This is a genomic window from Paenibacillus sp. FSL M7-0896 (genome assembly GCF_037975415.1).
GTDB classification, from domain to species: Bacteria; Bacillota; Bacilli; order Paenibacillales; family Paenibacillaceae; genus Paenibacillus_AQ; species Paenibacillus_AQ silagei.
In genome coordinates, this window is sequence record NZ_CP150250.1 from 1,390,233 (window position 1) to 1,409,152 (window position 18,920).

The following is an 18,920-nucleotide window of genomic DNA, read 5'->3' on the forward strand; positions in this document are numbered from 1 at the left end:
GCTCCTGTTTTTTTTGCAAATAGGCTGTGAGTGTAGCTTATTAATCCGTAGAGGGTTCGAGCCGCCGGCAGGAAGCTCTCTCGATCAAGAGGGTGTCGACTTTGACCTTGGTGCTGACTGCGGACTGCCGGTGAAGAGAAGCGGTGAACAGATCCACTGCCCATGCGGCCATCCGTTCTTTCTCTACATGAACCGTGGTCAGCTCCGGGGCTACAATCTGCGATTCATTGATATTATCGAAGCCGATGACGGATACATCCTTCGGGACGGAGAAGCCCAACTCGCTGAGCGCCTTGATCGCGCTGATGGCGATGTAGTCACATTCACAGAAGAAGGCGGTGGGAAAAGGCTGGCCGCTGTCCCTGAGCTGCTGCAGCTTGTCCCGTAAAGGTCCCTGGGAGGAAAATAAAGTCGGCGGCACCGCCAGCAGGCTGCTCCGGGGAATCTCCACCCGCGCCTCCGCCATGGCGTCCATGAACCCGCGCTGCCGTTCCCCGAAGTTATGAATCCGCTCCTCGGATGCGATATAACCGATTCTCCGGTGCCCGTGGCCGGTCAGATAGGTGCCTGCCTGATAAGCCCCCATATAATTGTTGATCTCGACAAAATGGACAGGCAGCGCATCGAAGCAGGTGTCCAGCACGATCAAGCCGGGCAGCTTGTCCGCAATATCGGTTATTCTGGCCGCATCCAGGCTGGTCCCGAGCAGAATCACACCGCTGGTGGGCTCCTCCATCACTGATTGAATGCCCTGCTCATAGTTCTTCTCTTCAAGCGCTGAGAACATCAGACTGTAGCCCCCCATCCGGCAGCGTTCCTCGATATGATGAATCAGCTCCCGGAAGAAGGGCTGCTGATAATACTCCTCATGAACCAGCCCGGCATTGGTGAACACCAGGAACCGCAGGGTGGTGGCGTTCGCTTCGGCGGCCGCTGCTCTTCCCCTGCCGGTGTATCCGTAGGTCTCCGCCAGGCGCAGGATTCGCCCGCGTGTCTCCGGCCCGACCCCCGGCTTTCCGTTCAGCGCCAGCGAGACGGCCCCTTTGGAGACCCCGGCCAGCCGGGCAAGCTCCTCCATATTCAATGACAAGACCTCCATTCAGCATCGTAGCTTAAGTATGTTTAGTGTAAGGGAAGGCGCCAATTTTAGCAATGAAGCGTAAATTGTATTTTTGTTTAGTTATGTTTAGTTAATTTGTCATATCATCGAGGTTAATATAATAGTTGAATAAGCTGGTTTTTAGCTTAAATAAGAACGTTGACGATGGCGTGAAGGTGTTGTAGGATTGCTTTATAATAAATTTATAGTTAGTGATATTAGTTTTGTTTAGTTATTGTTTAGTTTGATGTTGCTATTTGTATATCTTAGGATTCATACAGAAGGGAGCAGGATTTATGGCTAATCCGAAGGAAGCAGGGCGGGCTGAAGCATTTCAGGGGAGGGTCTCCGTATCGGTGCCTGACCAGACTTCACAGTGGGGCGTATGTGAAATTGTATTGCACGGAGGCCCTGCCGGGGGCAATCCGTTTACGGAGGTAGCGCTGCAGGCGGAATTTTCGATGGGAGAACGTTCGGTTCTTGTTCTGGGCTTCTATGATGGAGACGGGGTATACCGCATCCGCTTCATGCCGGAGCAGCAGGGGAAGTGGACGTTCCGGACCAGCAGTAATGAGCCTGCGCTGCATGAGCTTGAAGGGGAACTGGAATGCACGGCTGCGGCAGGCGGGAATCACGGTCCGGTCCGGGTGCGGAATACCTTTCATTTTGCCTATGCGGACGGAACGCCCTATCTTCCTGTCGGCACGACCTGCTACGCCTGGACCCATCAGGGGGAGGAGATGGAGCGCCAGACGCTGGATACGCTGAAAGCGTCTTCTTTTAACAAAATAAGAATGTGCGTGTTCCCGAAATCCTACTCCTATAACGAGAATGAACCGGAGTACTATCCCTATGAAGGCTCGGCCCGAGCAGGCTGGGATTACAGCCGGTTCAACCCGGCGTTCTTCCGGCATCTGGAGGAGCGGATTGCAGACCTTGGCGAGCTGGGCATCGAGGCCGACCTGATCCTATTCCATCCGTATGACCGTTGGGGCTTCGCAGATATGGGCAAGGAGGCGGATGACCGCTATCTCCGGTATCTTGTAGCCAGGCTCTCGGCGTACCGCCATATCTGGTGGTCGCTGGCCAATGAATATGATTTTATGAGAAACAAGGTGCTGGCCGACTGGGAGAGGTACGCGCATATTGTAACGTCTTATGATCCTTACGGGCACCTGATCTCTAATCATAATGGCATTGCCTTCTATGATTTCAACCAGCCCTGGGTTACGCATTGCAGCATTCAGCGTGTGGATGCTTACAAGACCTCTGAGCATACGGATGAATGGAGACGGCGCTGGAATAAGCCTGTCGTGATCGATGAATGTGCCTACGAGGGTAATGTCGAGCATGGCTGGGGGAATATTACCGGGGAAGAGATGGTCCGCCGTTTCTGGGAAGGCGCGGTCCGTGGAGGGTATGTCGGACATGGGGAAACCTATCTGCACCCGGAAGATAAGCTCTGGTGGGCCAAGGGCGGCCGGCTGTATGGCACGAGCCCTGAACGGATTGCTTTTCTGCGCTGCGTGCTGGAAGAAGGGCCTTCTGAGGGTCTGAACCCGCTGCCTTCGGAGTGGGATCTGCCCAGAGCCGGGGTGGAGGATGAATATGTTCTCTATTATTTCGGATTCAACCGGCCGAAGTTCCGCCAGTTCACGATGAACCCGGAGTTCCGCTATAAGGTGGAGCTGCTGGATACCTGGAACATGACGGTGGATGAGCTTGCGGGCAGCTATCAGGGAACCTTCAGGGTCGATCTGCCGGGACGGACATATATGGCGGTGAGAATGACGCGCCTGCACGATGAGCATGACTTGGAGGTTAAATAGGATGTGGAAGATTGGTGTTGTGGGTGCCGGGTATTGGTCGGACAAGCATTTGCAGGCATGGCAGCGTATCCCCGGCGTTCAGATTCAAGGCCTGTGCGACCTGGATTCGGTTAAGCTGCACAGTAAGGGGGAGGCATACGGGATTCCCGGGGACATGCTGTACTCTACACTGGAAGACATGCTGTCTTCTGCGGAGCTGGATATTATAGATATTGTTACCGCGCCGGATACTCATCCTGAGCTGGTCGGACTGGCCGCACGGGCCGGGAAGCATATCCTGTGCCAAAAGCCGTTTGCCCGCTCCATGGAGGAAGCCTGTGAGATGGTGGAAACGGCCCGTGCTGCGGGCGTCCGGCTGATGGTTACAGAGAACTGGCGCTGGCTGCAGCCGATTCAGGCCATCCGCAAGCTGCTGGATGAGGGAGTGGCAGGACGGCTCCAGATGATCCGCTATATCCACACGGATTATTATTCACCGCGGTTTGCCCCGGAGAATGAGCTTCCGCAGCCGTTCTTCCGGGAGATGCCGAAGCTGCTGTTCTATGAGATGGGGGTTCACTGGTATGATACATGGCGCTTTCTGTTCGGGGAGCCTAAGCGGCTATATGCGGAGACCCGGAAGGTAAGCCCTTATATTGCCGGAGAGGATGCCGGGCTGATTACCCTCGGCTATGAGGACTATATGGGCCTGATGGATATGAGCTGGGCCACCCGGCAGAATCTGCCCGGCCCGCTAACCCTGCCGGTGCTGCCGGACCATAAGGAGCAGTTGATTATCGAAGGCGATCAGGCAACGATCAAGCTGTACAGCAGCGGCAGGCTCAGCCTGATTGATAATAACGGGCTAGAGACAGCGATTTCGGAGGATAACGGCCTTGATTTTGAAGAGAGTCATTACCGGCTGCAGTCGCATTTCATTGAATGCCTGAACACTGGGGAGGAATTCCAGACGAGCGGCGAAGATAATCTGAAGACGCTGGAGCTTGTATTCGGAACCTACCGAAGTGCGGAGGAGCATGAGGTCATTCATTTGGCATAGCTCTAAGGGGGCGGGGTCCACTATTGGCGATTGTACCTGATACCGTTGATTATACGAAGAGCCGGAGAGCTGTTGTCCGGTTCTTCGCCATGCTTACCGGCAAGATTGGCTGATCGCCGGGGAATAGCGTACACTGGGTGGATAGAGTCATTACTGAACTTAAGCTGCGGGGTGAGAAGGATGGACAAGCTGCTGGAGCAGATCACGGGCGAGCTGCTGGGTCAGGTTAATATAGAGAGCGTGAATCCGCTGGAGCCGGTGAAGGTCAGCGGTGTACCAAAGCCCTGGAGTGTGCTCGGAACCGGAAATTATGCGGCTGTCTTCTGCCGGCAGGGAGCCGAGGAATTCGCAGTGAAGATCTACGCGCCGGGCAGGCCGGGCATTGAGGAAGAAGCAGAAGTGTACTGCCGCCTTGGACAGCATCCGGCCTTCTCGGAGTGCTATTATGCCGGAGCGGATTTCCTGGTCCTCAAAAGGCTGGGCGGAGTCACCTTCTACGATTCCATGCAACGCGGCATTCTCATTACCGGACAGGCTATTGAAGACATCGACAACGCGCTTCAGTATGCGAGATCCCGGGGACTGCGCCCGCATGATATCCATGCCAAGAATGTGATGCTCCGGGACGGACGGGGACTGATTGTAGATGTCTCGGATTTCCTGAAGGATGACGACTGCAGCATGTGGGAGGACTTCAAGAGGTTGTATTACCGGTTGTACCGGCCCGTGGCTTCCCGCCGGGTATTTCCGGTTCCGCGTCTGATTCTGGAGACGGTCCGCAGAGGGTACCGGTTATGGCGTCGGCGGAAGCAGAGGCGGAGCGGCTTCAATGATTTGAAAAGGTAACTATATAACATCTGCACGGAACTAAGCGCGGCCATGTCTGGATTTTGCTATTCCCGTGACTTGAAAGTGAAGGTTTGGCAGAGCGATTCCAGATATAATCGATATAGAACCTAGAATTCAATTGAAAATGGACAGGAGCGCGGCTTCATGCACTATACCAATCCCATCATATCCGGTTTCCATCCCGATCCCAGCATCTGCAGGGTAGGGGATGATTATTATCTGGTAACCAGCACATTCGAATATTATCCGGGAGTACCAGTCTTTCACAGCAGGGATCTTGTCCACTGGCGTCAGATCGGCCATTGCCTTACAACGGTAGAACAGCTGCCGCTGGAGAATTCGTGGAGCTCAGGCGGAATATTCGCGCCGACCCTCCGTTACCATAACGGCTGGTTCTATATGGTGACCACGAATGTAAGCGGGATGGGCAATTTCTTCGTCAAAACACAGCATCCGGAAGGCCCCTGGTCGGAGCCCTATCTGGTTGCGCAGAGCGGAATTGATCCTTCCCTGTACTTCGATGAGGACGGGCGCGTATATTTCCAGTCCGCCATGGACGGCGGACAGGGGAACGGGATCTACCAGTGCGAGATTGATATCGCGACCGGGGAAATGCTGACCGGGAGCGTGCTGATCTGGACAGGAACGGGCGGCGCTCATCCCGAGGCTCCGCATCTGTACCGGAAGAACAGCTGGTATTATCTGATGATCGCCGAAGGCGGAACGGAGTATGGGCATATGGAGACCATCGCCAGAAGCCGCCAGCCTTATGGCCCGTATGCTGCTTGTCCCCATAATCCGATTCTGTCCAACCGCAGTACGGCAATCAGCATACAAGCTACAGGCCATGCCGATCTGGTTGAGGCGCAGGACGGGAGCTGGTGGGCGGTGTGCTTAGGCATCCGTCCGGTCTCCTATCCGATGGGCCATCATCTGGGCAGAGAGAGCTTCCTGGCTCCCGTAACCTGGACATCCGAGGGTTGGCCGGTTATCGGGAACGGCGGCCACATCGAGCCGGTTATGGACTCGCCGCTGCTGCCGGAAGTCCGCTGGCCGGCGAAGCCCGTAAGAGACCATTTCGATGATACCCGGCTGGGGCTGGACTGGACTTTTCTGCGTAATCCGGCAGAAGGAAGCTGGTCGCTTGAAGAACGGCCGGGCCATCTCGTTCTGCATGGCCACGAGGCTACGCTGAATGAAGCCGCCGCACCTGCCTTTGCGGGCCGCCGCCTCAGCCACTTCACGGCCAATATAGCAGCAGAGCTGGATTATGAGCCGCAGCATGAAGGGGAAGAAGCCGGAATTGCAGTGTACAAGAACGAGAAGCATCATTATGAGCTGGTGATCCGCTCTGTCAGCGGGCGGAGAGCCGCCGTGTTCCGGCGGACGGTCGGTTCACTCCGGGTGGAGCATGTGGAGGAGTGTCCTGACGGGCCGGTCATCCTGAGAATCAAGGCGCTGCCCGGCAGCATAGAAGCCTCGGTTGAGGCACCGGATTCCGGGGTGATCGAGCTGGGGGCTGGAGAGACACATTATCTCAGCACCGAAATCTCAGGAGGGTTCACCGGGGTATTCGTTGCCATGTATGCAACGTCCGTGACGGGACAGGGCGCTCCGGCAGCGTATGACTGGTTCGATTATGAGCCGCTGGATCAGCCGGCGGTATAAGGTGTGAGCAGCATTTCCTTGGGACATGCTGCTCTTTTTTGCGTTAAACGACGTATGGACCTGGCTGCTGCACAACTACTGCTGATTGCGGTAGGCCTTCGGGGACTTGCCGTACGTTTTTTTGAAGAGACGGGCGAAGTAGTTACTGTCATTAAACCCGCACCTATAGGAGATGTCTGTAATAGGGTGTCTGGTTTGCTTGAGCAGTGAGCATGCATGTTCCAGCCGGAGACGCTGAATATAAGCAATCGGTGTAGTCAGATAATACGCCTGGAATATCCTGTTCAAATGACGGACGGAAATATCCGATTTGGCGGCAATGGCATCAAGAGTAACCGGTTCATGATAGTGATCCTCAATATAGGAGATGGCACTGGCGAGGTGCATCAGGCTGTTGTCCACGCCCTTTTCCTGAATGTCATAATGTCTGGACAGATACACGACCAGCTCCATGAATTTGGAGGCGAGCATGGTCTGATAGCCGTGCTGCTTCTGTTCATATTCGGTAATCATGTTGGCCACAAGCGATGAGACAGCCTCCAGGCTGACGATGGGGAGGTTCATTTTGCTTTTATAGGCGTTAATGCTGCGGTAAAAGGGTTCTAAGACAAACAGCGCCTGGTAGCCGTTCAGCGTTCTTAAGTCCGGTCCAGCCAGCTTAAGCATGCCTGATTTGTACATAATGTTGCAAATTCTGAAATCATAAGGGTCCTTATAGGCATGGGGAGTGCCGCCGTTAATCACGAATACATTGCCTTTCTTGATAAAAGCCTCTTCGTCGTTGACGATATGCGCAGCATGTCCGTTCAGCACAATGACAAGCTCGGAGAAGTCTGCATGCTGATGGAGGGAGGTGTCTTCTTCGTGCCCGCCATATTGGATAAAGAAAGGAAAATGCTCGTCAGTCGTGAACCAGTTCAAATATACATTGCTCACAAAGCTCCCACCTCAGAAATACGTATTTGTCTATATAATGCTAGTCTGCGACTTGAAAATCAAGGTTATCCGCCAAAGGTGACGCTAAAATATAACTGTAAACGCATTCAACCAAAGGGGATGAGACGGATGAAAAAACAAATGCCAAGAAGATTAGGGATGGGTCTGCTGGCAAGTATGCTGCTCATTTCGGCAGGCTGCAGCAACAGCAGCAGTGCCGGAAATAACACAAAGAATACAACGAACGGAAATAACAGCGCAAATGATACAGCTCCCGTAACGTTTACCTTCTTCGGCGCCGATGCCAGTCCGAATTGGAACAGGATGGAGGATGATATCGGCAAGGAGATTGTTGCCAAAACAGGTGTTACCCTGAACGCGGAATATGATGTGGGCAGCGGAGGGGGACAGGACAAAATCTCAATGATGGCAGCCAGCGGAGAGTATCCTGATATGATCTATGCCAAGGGGGAGCTGGGCAAGCTGGTGGATGCCGAAGCCATTATCGACCTGACCGAGCTGATTGATAAATATGCTCCGAATATAAAGAAAGTCATGGATGGGAACATGAACCGGATGAAATACAGCAAGGATAATCAGGCAATCTATTCGATCCCGACGAATGTCGGCATTGATCAACAGAGCTTCGATGCGACGAACGGATTTCAGATTCAGCACCGCGTATTGAAAGAGCTTGGATATCCCGTAGTCCGGACGGTAAAGGATTTCGAGAATGTCCTCAAGGCGTATGTGGCTAAGCATCCAACGACGGACGGGCAGCCGACCATACCGCTGACCGTCAATGCTGACGGCTGGAAGATCATGATTACGGTGACCAACCAGGGCGATATCACCACCGGAGGAACCAATGACGGCGAATATTATGTGAACCCAGAGACGTACGAGACGATGCTGCATTATAAGAAGCCTGAAGAGAAGGAGTACTTCCGCTGGCTGAACCATATGTACAATGAAGGGCTGCTCGACAAGGAATCCTTTGTTCAAAAGGATGACCAGTACAAATCCAAAATCTCCAGCGGCCGGGTGCTGGGGCTCACCTCAGTAGAATGGGAGTATCAGGATGCGGAGAACGCCCTGAAGGCTGCGGGCAAAGACGAATATACGTACGCCCACTTCCCGGTTACGCTGAGTGAGGAGTACAAGGATCACGCCATGCAGTCTGTCGGAGTGGACGGCTACGGGATCAGTATCACCACGGCTTGTAAAGATCCGGTCCGCGCAATTAAATTCCTGGACTGGCTCTCCTCGGAAGAAGGCCAGGTGCTGAGAAACTGGGGGATCGAAGGCAAGCATTATAATGTGGAGAACGGGAAGCGCGTCATCCCTGCCGACATTCTCGATCAGAAGGTCAACGATGCAGCAAGTTTCACCAAGGCGACAGGGGTGGGATTGTATTCCACGCTGGGAGTCCGCTACGGGGACGGTGTGAAGGATTCTACAGGTAAGTACTATACTACGAACTTCCCGGAACAGATTCTGGCCGAATATTCGGATGCGGAGAAGGCGAGTCTGGCTGCGTATAACGCAACAACCTGGAAAGACCTGTTCCCGGCGGAGGATGAATTCCCGGTCAAGGAATGGGGCGCGCTGTACAATATGCCGGTGCCGACAGATGGGGATTATCAGGTAATCTATCAAAAGACGCAGGATATCGTCCATAAAAGGATTCCCGAAGCCATTCTCTCCCGCACAGCCGATTTCGATAAAATCTACGACGATTTCATTGCGGAGCTGAATAAAGCGGGTGCAGAGAAAATGGAGAAGGAATATACGGAGCTGGTTAAAGCGAGAGTCTCGCTGTTTACCGGGAAGGAGATTGAATAGCAGAGCTGCTTAGCTTACGCGGCAGAGATATTCAGAGAGATTCAAAAAGGGCATTTCTGCGGCTAAGAAATTAGCCTTGAAAGCCCTTTTCGTTCAAGTGCAGATTCAGCCCTTCGGGATCTTCCGGTAGCTTGAAGGAGAGAACCCCGAAATCTTCTTGAACAGCCGGGAGAAGTAATAAGGGTCGTTGATGCCTACGGCAGAGCCGACCTCCTTAATGCTGAGTTCGGTAAGATCGAGCAGATGGCCTGCGCGCTGGATTTTGAGCCGCAGGAAATACTCGATCGGGGAGACCCCGGTCTCGGCGTTGAAGATATAGATCAGATGCTGCTTCGACACGCCGACCTGCTTAGCCAGCTCAGGCAGGGTGAGGTTGCTGCCCAGCCGTCCGTTCATATACTGGATCGCCTGTTCCAGATACGTCCCGCGTTTCTTCTCCTGCGCGGACGGGCCTGCCGTAATGCCGATGCCGGAGAGCAGCTGTCTGGCCGTCTGGGCGATGTGCACATGGGTAGCCAGGGCGTAGGTCCGCTCAACCAGCAGCTCATAGGCAGGAACGAACCATTCGATGAGCCGGGCCTTGCCGCTCGGGGCCAGGGCGAGGGGGGCACCCGACAATCCGAACAGCTTCACCAGCCGGTCCGCATGATTTCCTTTGAAATGGAACCAGTAAATGCTCCATGGCTCTTCCTGCATGGCCCCGTACCGGTGCGGGGTGTGTGGAGGAATAATCACCATGTCCCCCGGCTGCATGGTCATCTGCTCCCCATGATTCAGCTCCACCCAGCCCTCCCCCGCTTCACACAAGATCAAGATATGCGACGGGCTGCCTTCCAGGCGTTCCCTGAAATGATAACGGGCATTCGGGAAATAACCAATGTCCGTAATGAACAAGGAGGCGGTCAGCTCCTCCTGCTCCAATTCCTTCATCCAGTACTCCGGCAGCACATACAGCTTCTCCTCCACAAACCCTTCCGGCTTGCGGATATGACCGTGATTCATGCCGCTTCCCCCTCCTGAATAGATCGTATATAAACCAAACGTTAGACACCCTGGCCCAACAACTAACTTTCCAATCTCTTCTCGTAGACATCAGCGTATTCATTCGAAGGCTTAGAACGGGATATCCCCTTCCAAAAGAAGTGCAATTGAGTTTTTTGGGAGCCGTAGAGACTGAATATAGGGAATGCGAGATGCTTGGGTGCTGGAATGCTAAGATGCTTCGGTGCTCGGTGCTCGGTGCTCGGTGCTCGGTGCTCGGATGCTGAGATGATGAAAATGTTGCACATTTTGCAATTTTGATTCTCTGGTACAGTGGTGCCAAGGCGGATTGTTGCACAAAATGCAGGAATTTCCCCGTTTGGCCTCAGGAAGGAGGACAGATGTTGATTTTTGTGCAACAATTCCGGTTTAAGGCTGAATTCAGGAGCGGAATGTTGCATTATGGGCAGGATTTATCCCAACCCCAACCCCAACCCCAACCCCAACCCCAACCCCAACCCCAACCCCAACCCCAACCCCAACCCCAACCCCAACCCCAACCCCAACCCCAACCCCAACCCCAACCCCAACCCCAACCCCAACCCCAACCCCAACCCCAACGGTTGGGAAAGCGTATGCTCATCGCAGTGACGCCCGAAATCTAAGCTTACACAGAATAAGAATATAATCCATCACTTCCCGCATTTCGTCAATTGGAAACTCCCCGGCCAGCGGCTAGAGTAGAACTATCAAGTCAAGGGAGGCAGTGAAGGGCATGCAGTATGCAGGTGGGGGCAAGATGCCGGAGGCAGCCGGGGGTAACGCTGACAACGGTGGCAATGGGGACAATGCGGATAATGTGGACAATGCGGACAAAACGTACAATGCGGGCAACGCAGACAACAGGGACAATACGGACAGAGCAGACCGGGTACAGGTACGGGAGACCAGTGTGATGATACCAACCTATGAGGCAGGTGCCGCTGATCCAAATCCTATGTTTCTGGAGAAAAGAGTCTATCAAGGAAGCTCGGGGCGTGTGTATCCGCATCCTGTGATTGAGAGCATCTCGAATGTGAAGCAGGATAGGACGTACAAGCTAATTATTCTGGAGAACGAATATCTGCGGATAGAGATCATGCCGGAGCTTGGGGGGCGGATCTACCGGGCGCTCGACAAGACGAACAATTATGATTTTGTCTATTATAACCGTGTAATCAAGCCTGCGCTGGTCGGCCTTGCAGGTCCCTGGATCTCCGGGGGCATTGAGTTTAACTGGCCCCAGCATCACCGCCCGAATACGTTCGGCCCCGTTGAATATAAGCTTGAGGCTGCTGCGGATGGAAGCGCTGCCGTATGGGTGAGCGAGATTGACCGGATGTACGGAACGAAGGTTACGGCTGCGTTCAGACTCTATCCCGGGAGAGGCTATCTGGAGGTCCATGCGCAGTGTTATAACCGGACGCCGCTGCCGCAGACCTTCCTCTGGTGGGCCAACCCGGCGGTTGCGGTGAATGATCAGACGCAGTCTGTTTTTCCGCCTGATGTCACAGCCGTCTTCGATCATGGCAAAAGGGATGTATCGCGGTTCCCTATTGCGACCGGTACCTACTACAAACAGGATTATTCGGAAGGCGTGGACATCTCCCGCTATAAGAATATTCCGGTTCCGACCTCCTATATGGCCTACAAGTCGGATTATAATTTCGTCGGTGGATATGATCACGGTGTCCAGGCGGGGCTGCTGCATGTGGCTGATCATCATATCTCACCGGGAAAGAAGCAATGGACCTGGGGGAACGGGGAGTTCGGCCAGGCCTGGGACCGCCAGCTGACCGATGAAGACGGACCTTATATTGAACTTATGACAGGTGTGTACACCGATAATCAGCCTGACTTCACCTGGCTGCAGCCGTATGAGGAGAAGAGCTTCACCCAGTATTTCATGCCGTACAAGGGCATCGGTCTGGTGAAAAATGCCTCGGTAGACGCTGCGGTCAATCTGGAGGTGGATGCGGCATTAGCTCAGGCGGTGGTGAAGGTATACGTGACCTCACGGCTGGAGCAGGCCGTGATCAGCTTAAGCGGAGCCGCAGGCGAATATCTGCGGGAGACTGCAGATCTGTCTCCCGCAGAGGCTATAGAGCGTACGGTTATGCTGGACCATGGAGAGCAGGAGCATGACCTCAAGCTGACGGTCCATAGCGGGGAGGGCAGGCTGCTGGTCGCCTATCAGCCGAAGCGTCCGGAGATTGGGCGTATCCCTGAGGCGGCGAAGCCGCTGGCCCCGCCGGAAGAGCTGCGCTCAGCAGAGGAGCTGTATCTGGCCGGCCTGCATCTGGAGCAGTACCGGCATGCCACCTTTGAGCCGGAGGCCTATTATCTGGAGGGGCTTAAACGGGACAGCGGGGATATCCGGCTGAATGTAGCGTATGGAACGCTGCTGCTCCGCCGCGGGCAATATGCGCAGAGTGAGCCTTTGCTCCGCCGCGCCATTGAACGTCTAACCTCGCGTAATCCTAACCCGTATGACAGCGAAGCCTATTATCAGCTGGGGGTTGCCCTGCGCGGTCAGAACCGCCTGGATGAGGCTTTTGCTGCTTATTACAAAGCGGTATGGTCGGCAGCCTGGCAGGATGCAGGGTATTACTCACTAGCTCAGATTGCCTGCCGGCAGGGCCGGTATGCCGAGGCGCTGGAGCTGGCGGAGCGTTCGCTGATCCGCAATGCGCGTAACTATAAGGCGAGGAACCTCAAGTCAGCTCTCCTGCGGAGGCTTGGCCGGCCGCAGCAGGCGAGGGGATTCGCAAGTGAGACTGTGCAGCTTGATCCTGCTGATTTTGGCGCATATAACGAACTGGCCCTGGCCCTTGCAGCACTGGGTGACCCTGCTGCGGCAGAAGAGGCGCTGACAGAATTGGAACGGCTTATGCGTGATGATGCACACAATTACCTTAATCTTATGGCAGATTATATGGGCTGCGGACTGTATGCGGAAGCTCTTGCTGTAGGGGAGAGGGCGGCCCAGCGGGGCAGACCCGGATCTGAAACCGGATTCAAATCTGAACCTGAATCCGTCTATCCGATGCTGCATTATGCCCTTGGCGAATGTTATGAGTGTACGGGACAAGATGAGCAGGCACGGGAGGCCCGCCCAGGGGCAAGCAGCCTCCCCGCTGCACTGCTTCCCGAACTCCCTGTCCGAGCTTGAATGGCTGTTAAGTGCCGTCCGGGCGAATCCCCTGGATGATAAAGCCTATTACTATCTCGGCAATCTCTATTATGACAAGAAGCGGCCGGAGGAAGCGGCGGCAAGCTGGGAACGTTCACGTGAACTGAGAGGGGATTTCGCCATCGTTCACCGCAATCTGGCCCTGGCCTATTACAACAAGCAGCACAATCCTGAGGCGGCGCTCGCTTCACTGGAGCAGGCCTTCGCCTGTGCGCCGCAGGATGCGCGGATTCTGTATGAGCTGGATCAGCTGCGCAAGAAGCTCGCGTGGTCCGCCGGGGAACGGCTGGAACATCTTGAATCACGGCGCAGCTTGGTGGAGCAGCGGGATGATCTGTATATCGAATATGTAACGATGCTTAACCAGCTTGAGCGCTATGACGAAGCGGTTAGGGCATTAAGCTCGCGTAACTTCCATCCCTGGGAGGGCGGAGAGGGGAAGGTGACCGGGCAATACCAATTCGCCCAAGCGGGCTTGGCAGACTGGCACTGGAGAACGGGCAGTATGAAGCGGCGCTTGAGCATTTCCGGCTGGCGCTGGCCTATCCGCATAATCTGGGCGAAGGGAGGCTGGAAGGGGCGCAGGAGAATAATATTCAATATGCTCTTGGCCGGGTATACGAAGGACTTGGGCAAGAAGAAGAGGCTGAGCGCTGCTACAGGGCGGCTTCACAAGGTCTGGCGGAGCCGGCAAGTGCGGTGTTCTACAATGACCAGCCGCCGGAGATGATTTTCTACCAGGGGCTGGCCTGGTTGAGGCTTCGGCAGCCGAAGGAGGCCAAGCGCCGCTTCAATCTCTTGATCGATTATGCCGAGCGTCATCTTTTCGATGATATCAAGCTGGACTATTTCGCCGTATCGCTGCCGGATTTCCTGGTGTTTGAGGATGACCTCAACCGGCGCAATGTCATTCATTGCCGCTACATGCGGGGGCTCGGGCTTCTCGGGCTGGGCCGGTATGAAGCAGCGGCAGCGGAGCTTAATTCCGCTCTTGCCCTGGACCCTAATCATCAAGGAGCTGGGGTTCACAGACGGATGGCCGATCATGTCCTGAACCGGGGACAACTCTAAGCAGAAGGAGGACAACAGATTATGCATACAACAGGACGGCATAGGATTAGCATGGACAGTATGGATGCAGTGCTGAACAGATTGCCCCGCAAGCTTACCCTTACCATGTGGGATTTCTCCTGGTACACCATGACCTTGCCGGGCGAGCCTTATCATGATCTGGCGGCAAGATGCAAGGAGGCAGCCGACAGAGGATACAACACCATCCGGATCTGCGCCATGCCGTTCCTGTTATTCACAGCGGAAGGCAAACGCCCCGGACCGCTGCACTTCGGCAGTCTGGGGGAAGTGGGCCAGCGTACCCGCTGGTACAACTGCCGCGGCGGTGCCGAGCTGGACGGGCATGCGCATCTGCTGGAGCTGTTCAGGCAGGCCAAGGCGCAGGGACTCTATATTATGCTGTCTTCCTGGGAATATCAGCAGAGCCCCAGCTTCCTGGCCTATCCCGCGCTGCGTGATGAGCTGGCTGCAGTTGCTCCCGCAGAGCGGTTCATGACCCTGGCCCGGTCGATGGACCAGCTCATCCGGTATATCAAGGGGGAAGGCTTCGCTGATCGAATTGTTTATGCCGAGCTGCATAATGAAGTGGAATTCGGGCAGCTTACCGCCGTGGGTACCGTGCAGGGAATCGGCGCAGCGGATACGCCTAGGCTGGTGGAGGCCATGCAGCCTTATATCGAGGAAGCGGTGGGTTATCTCCGGGGGCAGCATCCCGATGTTCTGATCACAGCCAGCTATACACTGAACGAAGCTTATCCGAAGGCATATGTAGCCCGTAATTTACAGGTGGCTCACTATCATCTCTATATCAAAGGCGTGCTGAATGAGCTTATGGACGCAGCGGGGTTGAATGATGAGGGGGTGCCTTTTCCGAATACCTTTGTCCGGTCTATGCTGAGGGAAGATGCCCCGCCCTTCGGGGAATGGAACCTGCCCGCAGGGCAGGAGTGGCGGATGGAGGGCAATCCGGTCGGGATGAAGCTGATCTATCTGCATGATTGGGCCGACCCTGATCTATGGGATCTCTACCTGTATGACCGCTATGGAGCCCATAAGCTGGCGATGCTGCAAAAAGCGGACATGCGCCTGGAAGAAGCGCAGGAATGGGCGGTACATTCGGGCCTGCCGGTGGTAATCGGCGAAGGCTATGTCGGCTATACCCCGCTTCTTGCAGGCTTCGAGGAAGGCCCGGTCGGGAAATTCATTGCCGAGTATGCGCTGCGTAAGGGGATGGCACTGGGCTTCTGGGGCATGACGCTGTGTTCCAACTGTGCGCCGCATCATCCGTTCTGGCAGGATGTAGCCTGGCAGCAGCGGTGGAACCGGTACATTCTTGAAGCGGAGTAGCAGAGTCAGGGCGGCGGCCCGCTGGCTTGTCATGCTGCGTTTCTTCTTAGCGGACAGCCGTTCCGAAGTAACACGAGAGAGCGCATTGTCTTGGCTGTATGTTTTATAGAGCTTAGGGGACAGAATAGCAGTATATGGAGCCCAAAAAGCTGGCCTTGTCTACAACGAGTAGTTCTGCCATGATATAATCAGTGTATATGATTGGAGTGATAATCGTGGAATTACTCGACGCTCGGAATGACTTTATCTTCAAGAAAATTTTCGGCAGTGAGAATAACAAGGATGTCCTGCTGGCCTTCCTCAACAGTACCTTCATGGAGGCAGGCGAACCCCCGCTGACAGAAATTATATTAATGAATCCGTACACAGATAAGGATGCTCCAGTGGAGAAACAGTCTATTCTGGATATCAAGGCCAAAACGGCTGAGGGCAAACGGATCAACATCGAAATGCAGCTGTTCAATCCATACAATATGGAGAAGCGGACGCTTTTCTACTGGAGCGAGATGTATTACCACCAAATTCAAAAAGGCGACGATTACAGTCAATTGAAGAAGTGTGTGACGATCAATATACTGAACTACTCCTGTCTGCCGAATGACCGTCATCATAATGTGTTTCATCTTCGGGAAGATCATACCGGGATATCTCTTAACAATGATCTTGAGATTCATGTGATGGAATTAACAAAGCTCGAGGAGCAGGCCGTTCCATTAACTGGTGGTCTGATCAACTGGTTATTATTCCTGAAGGGTGTTGAACAACCAAATTGGGAGGTGCTAACCATGAATGAACCGATGTTGAAAAAAGCAATGGATACGCTAGAGTTCCTGAGTCAGGATGCCGCTACACGTATGGAATATGATGCCCGGATGAAGTATTTACGTGATGAGGCGTCACGAATGAATGGTGCTAAGGCTGAGGGGATTGCTGAGGGGATTGCTGAGGGTGCAATTCGAGAAAAAAGAGAAACTGCTCGAAAGCTCTTGGCAATGGGACATGATTTTGATTTTATAGTTAAACTCACCGAGCTTTCAGAACAGGAAGTTCAGAACCTGCGGAAGAATTAACACTCCATGGATAAACCGGTGAAACTCATATTTTTCAAAAGACTGCTCCAACTTGGGGCAGTTTTTTTGGAAATATAAGTAATTTATATGTTTCACTCGAAAGGAAGTGAGCGAATGGGCCATTCGTTATTTGAAATTACAGAGTCCGCGATTATACCCGCTGAGGTATCTGATAAAGTTCTGCGCAGAGAAGCCGGGGCGATTACCTTATTCATTGGGACGGTGCGTGAGTTCACACAAGGGAAGAAAACCTTGTATCTTGAATATGAAGCATACCCGTCCATGGCTGTAACGCAGCTGAAGCGCATCGGGCAGGAAGTGCTGGAGCGCTGGCCGGATACGAAGGTTGCAGTCACCCACCGGATAGGTAAGCTTGAGATTACCGACATTGCAGTGGTCATCGCAGTCTCCTCGCCCCACCGTAAGGCTGCCTATGAAGCGAATGAATACGTGATTGAGCGGATCAAGCAAATCGTCCCCATCTGGAAAAAAGAAACCGGCGAGGACGGCAAAGCGTGGATTGGCGACCAGCTGAATCAAAATGCCTACCCTGAGGGCCGTCCGCTGCTGCCAGATATTCCGGCGGAAGACGAGAGGTAGCTAAAAGGAGGAACGTTCAATGAATGCAGAACAAGTGATGCAGGAGCTTGAAGCGCTTGGCAAGGAACGGACCAAGAAGATGTATACCGCAAACGGCGCACGGGAGCCGCTCTTTGGTGTGGCTACCGGTGCAATGAAGCCGATCTTCAAGCAAACCAAGATCGATCAGGCGCTGGCTGAGGAGCTGTATGCTACAGGTAATTATGATGCGATGTATTTTGCCGGGATCATTGCCGACCCGAATGGGATGACAGAAGCGGACTATAACCGCTGGATGGACGGGGCTTATTTCTATATGCTGTCTGATTTCGTGGTGGCTGTAACCTTGGCTGAAGCAGATATTGCCCAGCAGGTGGCGGATGAGTGGATCAGGAGCGGAGAGGATCTCCGGATGTCGGCAGGCTGGAGCTGTTACTGCTGGCTGCTGGGAAGCCGCCCCGATCAGGAGTTCCAGCGCGACAAGCTGGCCGGGATGCTGGAGCTTGTGGGTAAGACCATTCATGACTCCCCGGAGCGTACCCGGTACTCTATGAACAATTTTATGTATACCGTAGCCGTGTCCTATTTACCGCTGCATGATCTGGCATGTGAGACGGCGGAGCGGGTGGGTCCGGTCGAGGTGGACAAGGACAAGCCGAAGAGCAAGCTCATCAGCGCTTACGATAATATTATGAAGGCTGTCGGCAAAGGACGGACCGGCTTCAAACGCAAACATGTACGCTGCTGATTTCCCGGTTTTCACCGGCATCCGGTAATGCTTCGCCGCTTCTGGTTAATAAATGCTATGCATTTGGATAACCTATTCCCTATCCCGGAAGAAAAGAGGCGGTTAAGATGTCAACTACACACCATAGTCACGAGGAAGCCGTTGAGACGGTCCGCAAGCTGATCAAGGGTATTGATATGGCTATGCTTACCACGATTTCGGAGGAAGGGCTGGTCTCCCGGCCTATGAAGACACAGGAGGTTGAATTCGACGGAGACTTGTGGTTCCTGACCAAGAAGGATACGAGCAAGTTCGGGGAGATACTGTATGACCCGCGCGTCAATGTCGTGTATGCCGACAAGTCCTATGTCTCCATCCGTGGAACGGCCGAGATTGTAACCGATGTAAGTAAGAAAAAAGAGTTTTGGAGTGCAGGGTACGAGGCGTTCCTGAAGACAAGCTATGATGACCCGAATGTCATTCTGATTAAAGTCCATGCCGAAGCGGCTGAATACTGGAAGAGCGGCAACCTGGCCGAGAAGGCGGTATACATGTTCAAACGGATGACCGGCCAGGACACTGACAAGCTGAATCTGAATCAGACGGTCGAGCTGGAGTAGAGTAGACAGACAGACAGACAGACGGTTC

At 54.0% G+C, this 18,920-nt stretch carries 13 protein-coding genes and 1 pseudogene; 11 read left to right on the top strand and 3 right to left on the bottom strand.

The window, feature by feature from the left end; translation table 11 throughout:
• Nucleotides 1–40 precede the first annotated feature (40 nt).
• Nucleotides 41–1,078, bottom strand: coding sequence for a LacI family DNA-binding transcriptional regulator (locus MKY12_RS05875; protein ID WP_339257343.1), 1,038 nt, complete (start codon nucleotides 1,076–1,078; stop codon nucleotides 41–43).
• A gap of 317 nt (nucleotides 1,079–1,395) precedes the next feature.
• Here MKY12_RS05875 and MKY12_RS05880 point away from each other — a divergent pair, with 317 nt between their 5' ends.
• The 4 genes from MKY12_RS05880 to MKY12_RS05895 all read left to right on the top strand — a co-directional run bounded on the left by MKY12_RS05880 (nucleotide 1,396) and on the right by MKY12_RS05895 (nucleotide 6,484).
• Nucleotides 1,396–2,928, top strand: coding sequence for a DUF5605 domain-containing protein (locus MKY12_RS05880; RefSeq protein WP_339254615.1), 1,533 nt, complete (start codon nucleotides 1,396–1,398; stop codon nucleotides 2,926–2,928).
• 1 nt (nucleotide 2,929) lies between these two features.
• Entirely contained in the window at nucleotides 2,930–3,967 is a 1,038-nt protein-coding gene (locus tag MKY12_RS05885) for a Gfo/Idh/MocA family oxidoreductase (RefSeq protein ID WP_339313175.1), read from the top strand.
• Between the two features lie 180 nt (nucleotides 3,968–4,147).
• Nucleotides 4,148–4,813 (top strand): serine/threonine protein kinase, encoded by a 666-nt coding sequence (locus MKY12_RS05890; RefSeq protein ID WP_339313176.1) that lies wholly within the window; start codon nucleotides 4,148–4,150, stop codon nucleotides 4,811–4,813.
• A gap of 147 nt (nucleotides 4,814–4,960) precedes the next feature.
• Nucleotides 4,961–6,484, top strand: a complete 1,524-nt coding sequence (locus MKY12_RS05895; protein WP_339313177.1) for a glycoside hydrolase family 43 protein — start codon at nucleotides 4,961–4,963, stop codon at nucleotides 6,482–6,484.
• 75 nt (nucleotides 6,485–6,559) lie between these two features.
• Here the strand turns inward: MKY12_RS05895 and MKY12_RS05900 are convergent, their stop codons facing one another.
• Nucleotides 6,560–7,420, bottom strand: coding sequence for a helix-turn-helix domain-containing protein (locus MKY12_RS05900; protein WP_339313178.1), 861 nt, complete (start codon nucleotides 7,418–7,420; stop codon nucleotides 6,560–6,562).
• 141 nt (nucleotides 7,421–7,561) lie between these two features.
• Here MKY12_RS05900 and MKY12_RS05905 point away from each other — a divergent pair, with 141 nt between their 5' ends.
• Complete coding sequence (locus MKY12_RS05905) at nucleotides 7,562–9,265, top strand: ABC transporter substrate-binding protein (protein ID WP_339313179.1); 1,704 nt, start codon at nucleotides 7,562–7,564, stop codon at nucleotides 9,263–9,265.
• A 105-nt stretch (nucleotides 9,266–9,370) separates the two neighbouring features.
• Here the strand turns inward: MKY12_RS05905 and MKY12_RS05910 are convergent, their stop codons facing one another.
• Nucleotides 9,371–10,267 carry an AraC family transcriptional regulator gene (locus tag MKY12_RS05910; protein ID WP_339313180.1) on the bottom strand — a complete coding sequence of 299 codons (897 nt, stop codon included), beginning with the start codon at nucleotides 10,265–10,267 and terminating at the stop codon, nucleotides 9,371–9,373.
• A gap of 934 nt (nucleotides 10,268–11,201) precedes the next feature.
• Here MKY12_RS05910 and MKY12_RS05915 point away from each other — a divergent pair.
• The 6 genes and pseudogenes from MKY12_RS05915 to MKY12_RS05940 all read left to right on the top strand — a co-directional run bounded on the left by MKY12_RS05915 (nucleotide 11,202) and on the right by MKY12_RS05940 (nucleotide 18,892).
• Nucleotides 11,202–14,549: pseudogene (locus tag MKY12_RS05915) on the top strand (DUF5107 domain-containing protein).
• A 60-nt stretch (nucleotides 14,550–14,609) separates the two neighbouring features.
• Nucleotides 14,610–15,896, top strand: coding sequence for a cellulase-like family protein (locus MKY12_RS05920; RefSeq protein WP_339257347.1), 1,287 nt, complete (start codon nucleotides 14,610–14,612; stop codon nucleotides 15,894–15,896).
• Between the two features lie 212 nt (nucleotides 15,897–16,108).
• Nucleotides 16,109–16,966, top strand: a complete 858-nt coding sequence (locus MKY12_RS05925; protein WP_339314799.1) for an Rpn family recombination-promoting nuclease/putative transposase — start codon at nucleotides 16,109–16,111, stop codon at nucleotides 16,964–16,966.
• Between the two features lie 114 nt (nucleotides 16,967–17,080).
• Nucleotides 17,081–17,566 (top strand): molybdenum cofactor biosynthesis protein MoaE, encoded by a 486-nt coding sequence (locus MKY12_RS05930; protein ID WP_036725835.1) that lies wholly within the window; start codon nucleotides 17,081–17,083, stop codon nucleotides 17,564–17,566.
• A 19-nt stretch (nucleotides 17,567–17,585) separates the two neighbouring features.
• The gene (locus MKY12_RS05935) at nucleotides 17,586–18,293 is read left to right on the top strand and encodes a DNA alkylation repair protein (protein ID WP_036725834.1); all 708 of its coding nucleotides are present in this window, start codon (nucleotides 17,586–17,588) and stop codon (nucleotides 18,291–18,293) included.
• Between the two features lie 107 nt (nucleotides 18,294–18,400).
• Entirely contained in the window at nucleotides 18,401–18,892 is a 492-nt protein-coding gene (locus tag MKY12_RS05940; protein WP_036725832.1) for a pyridoxamine 5'-phosphate oxidase family protein, read from the top strand.
• Nucleotides 18,893–18,920 lie beyond the last annotated feature (28 nt).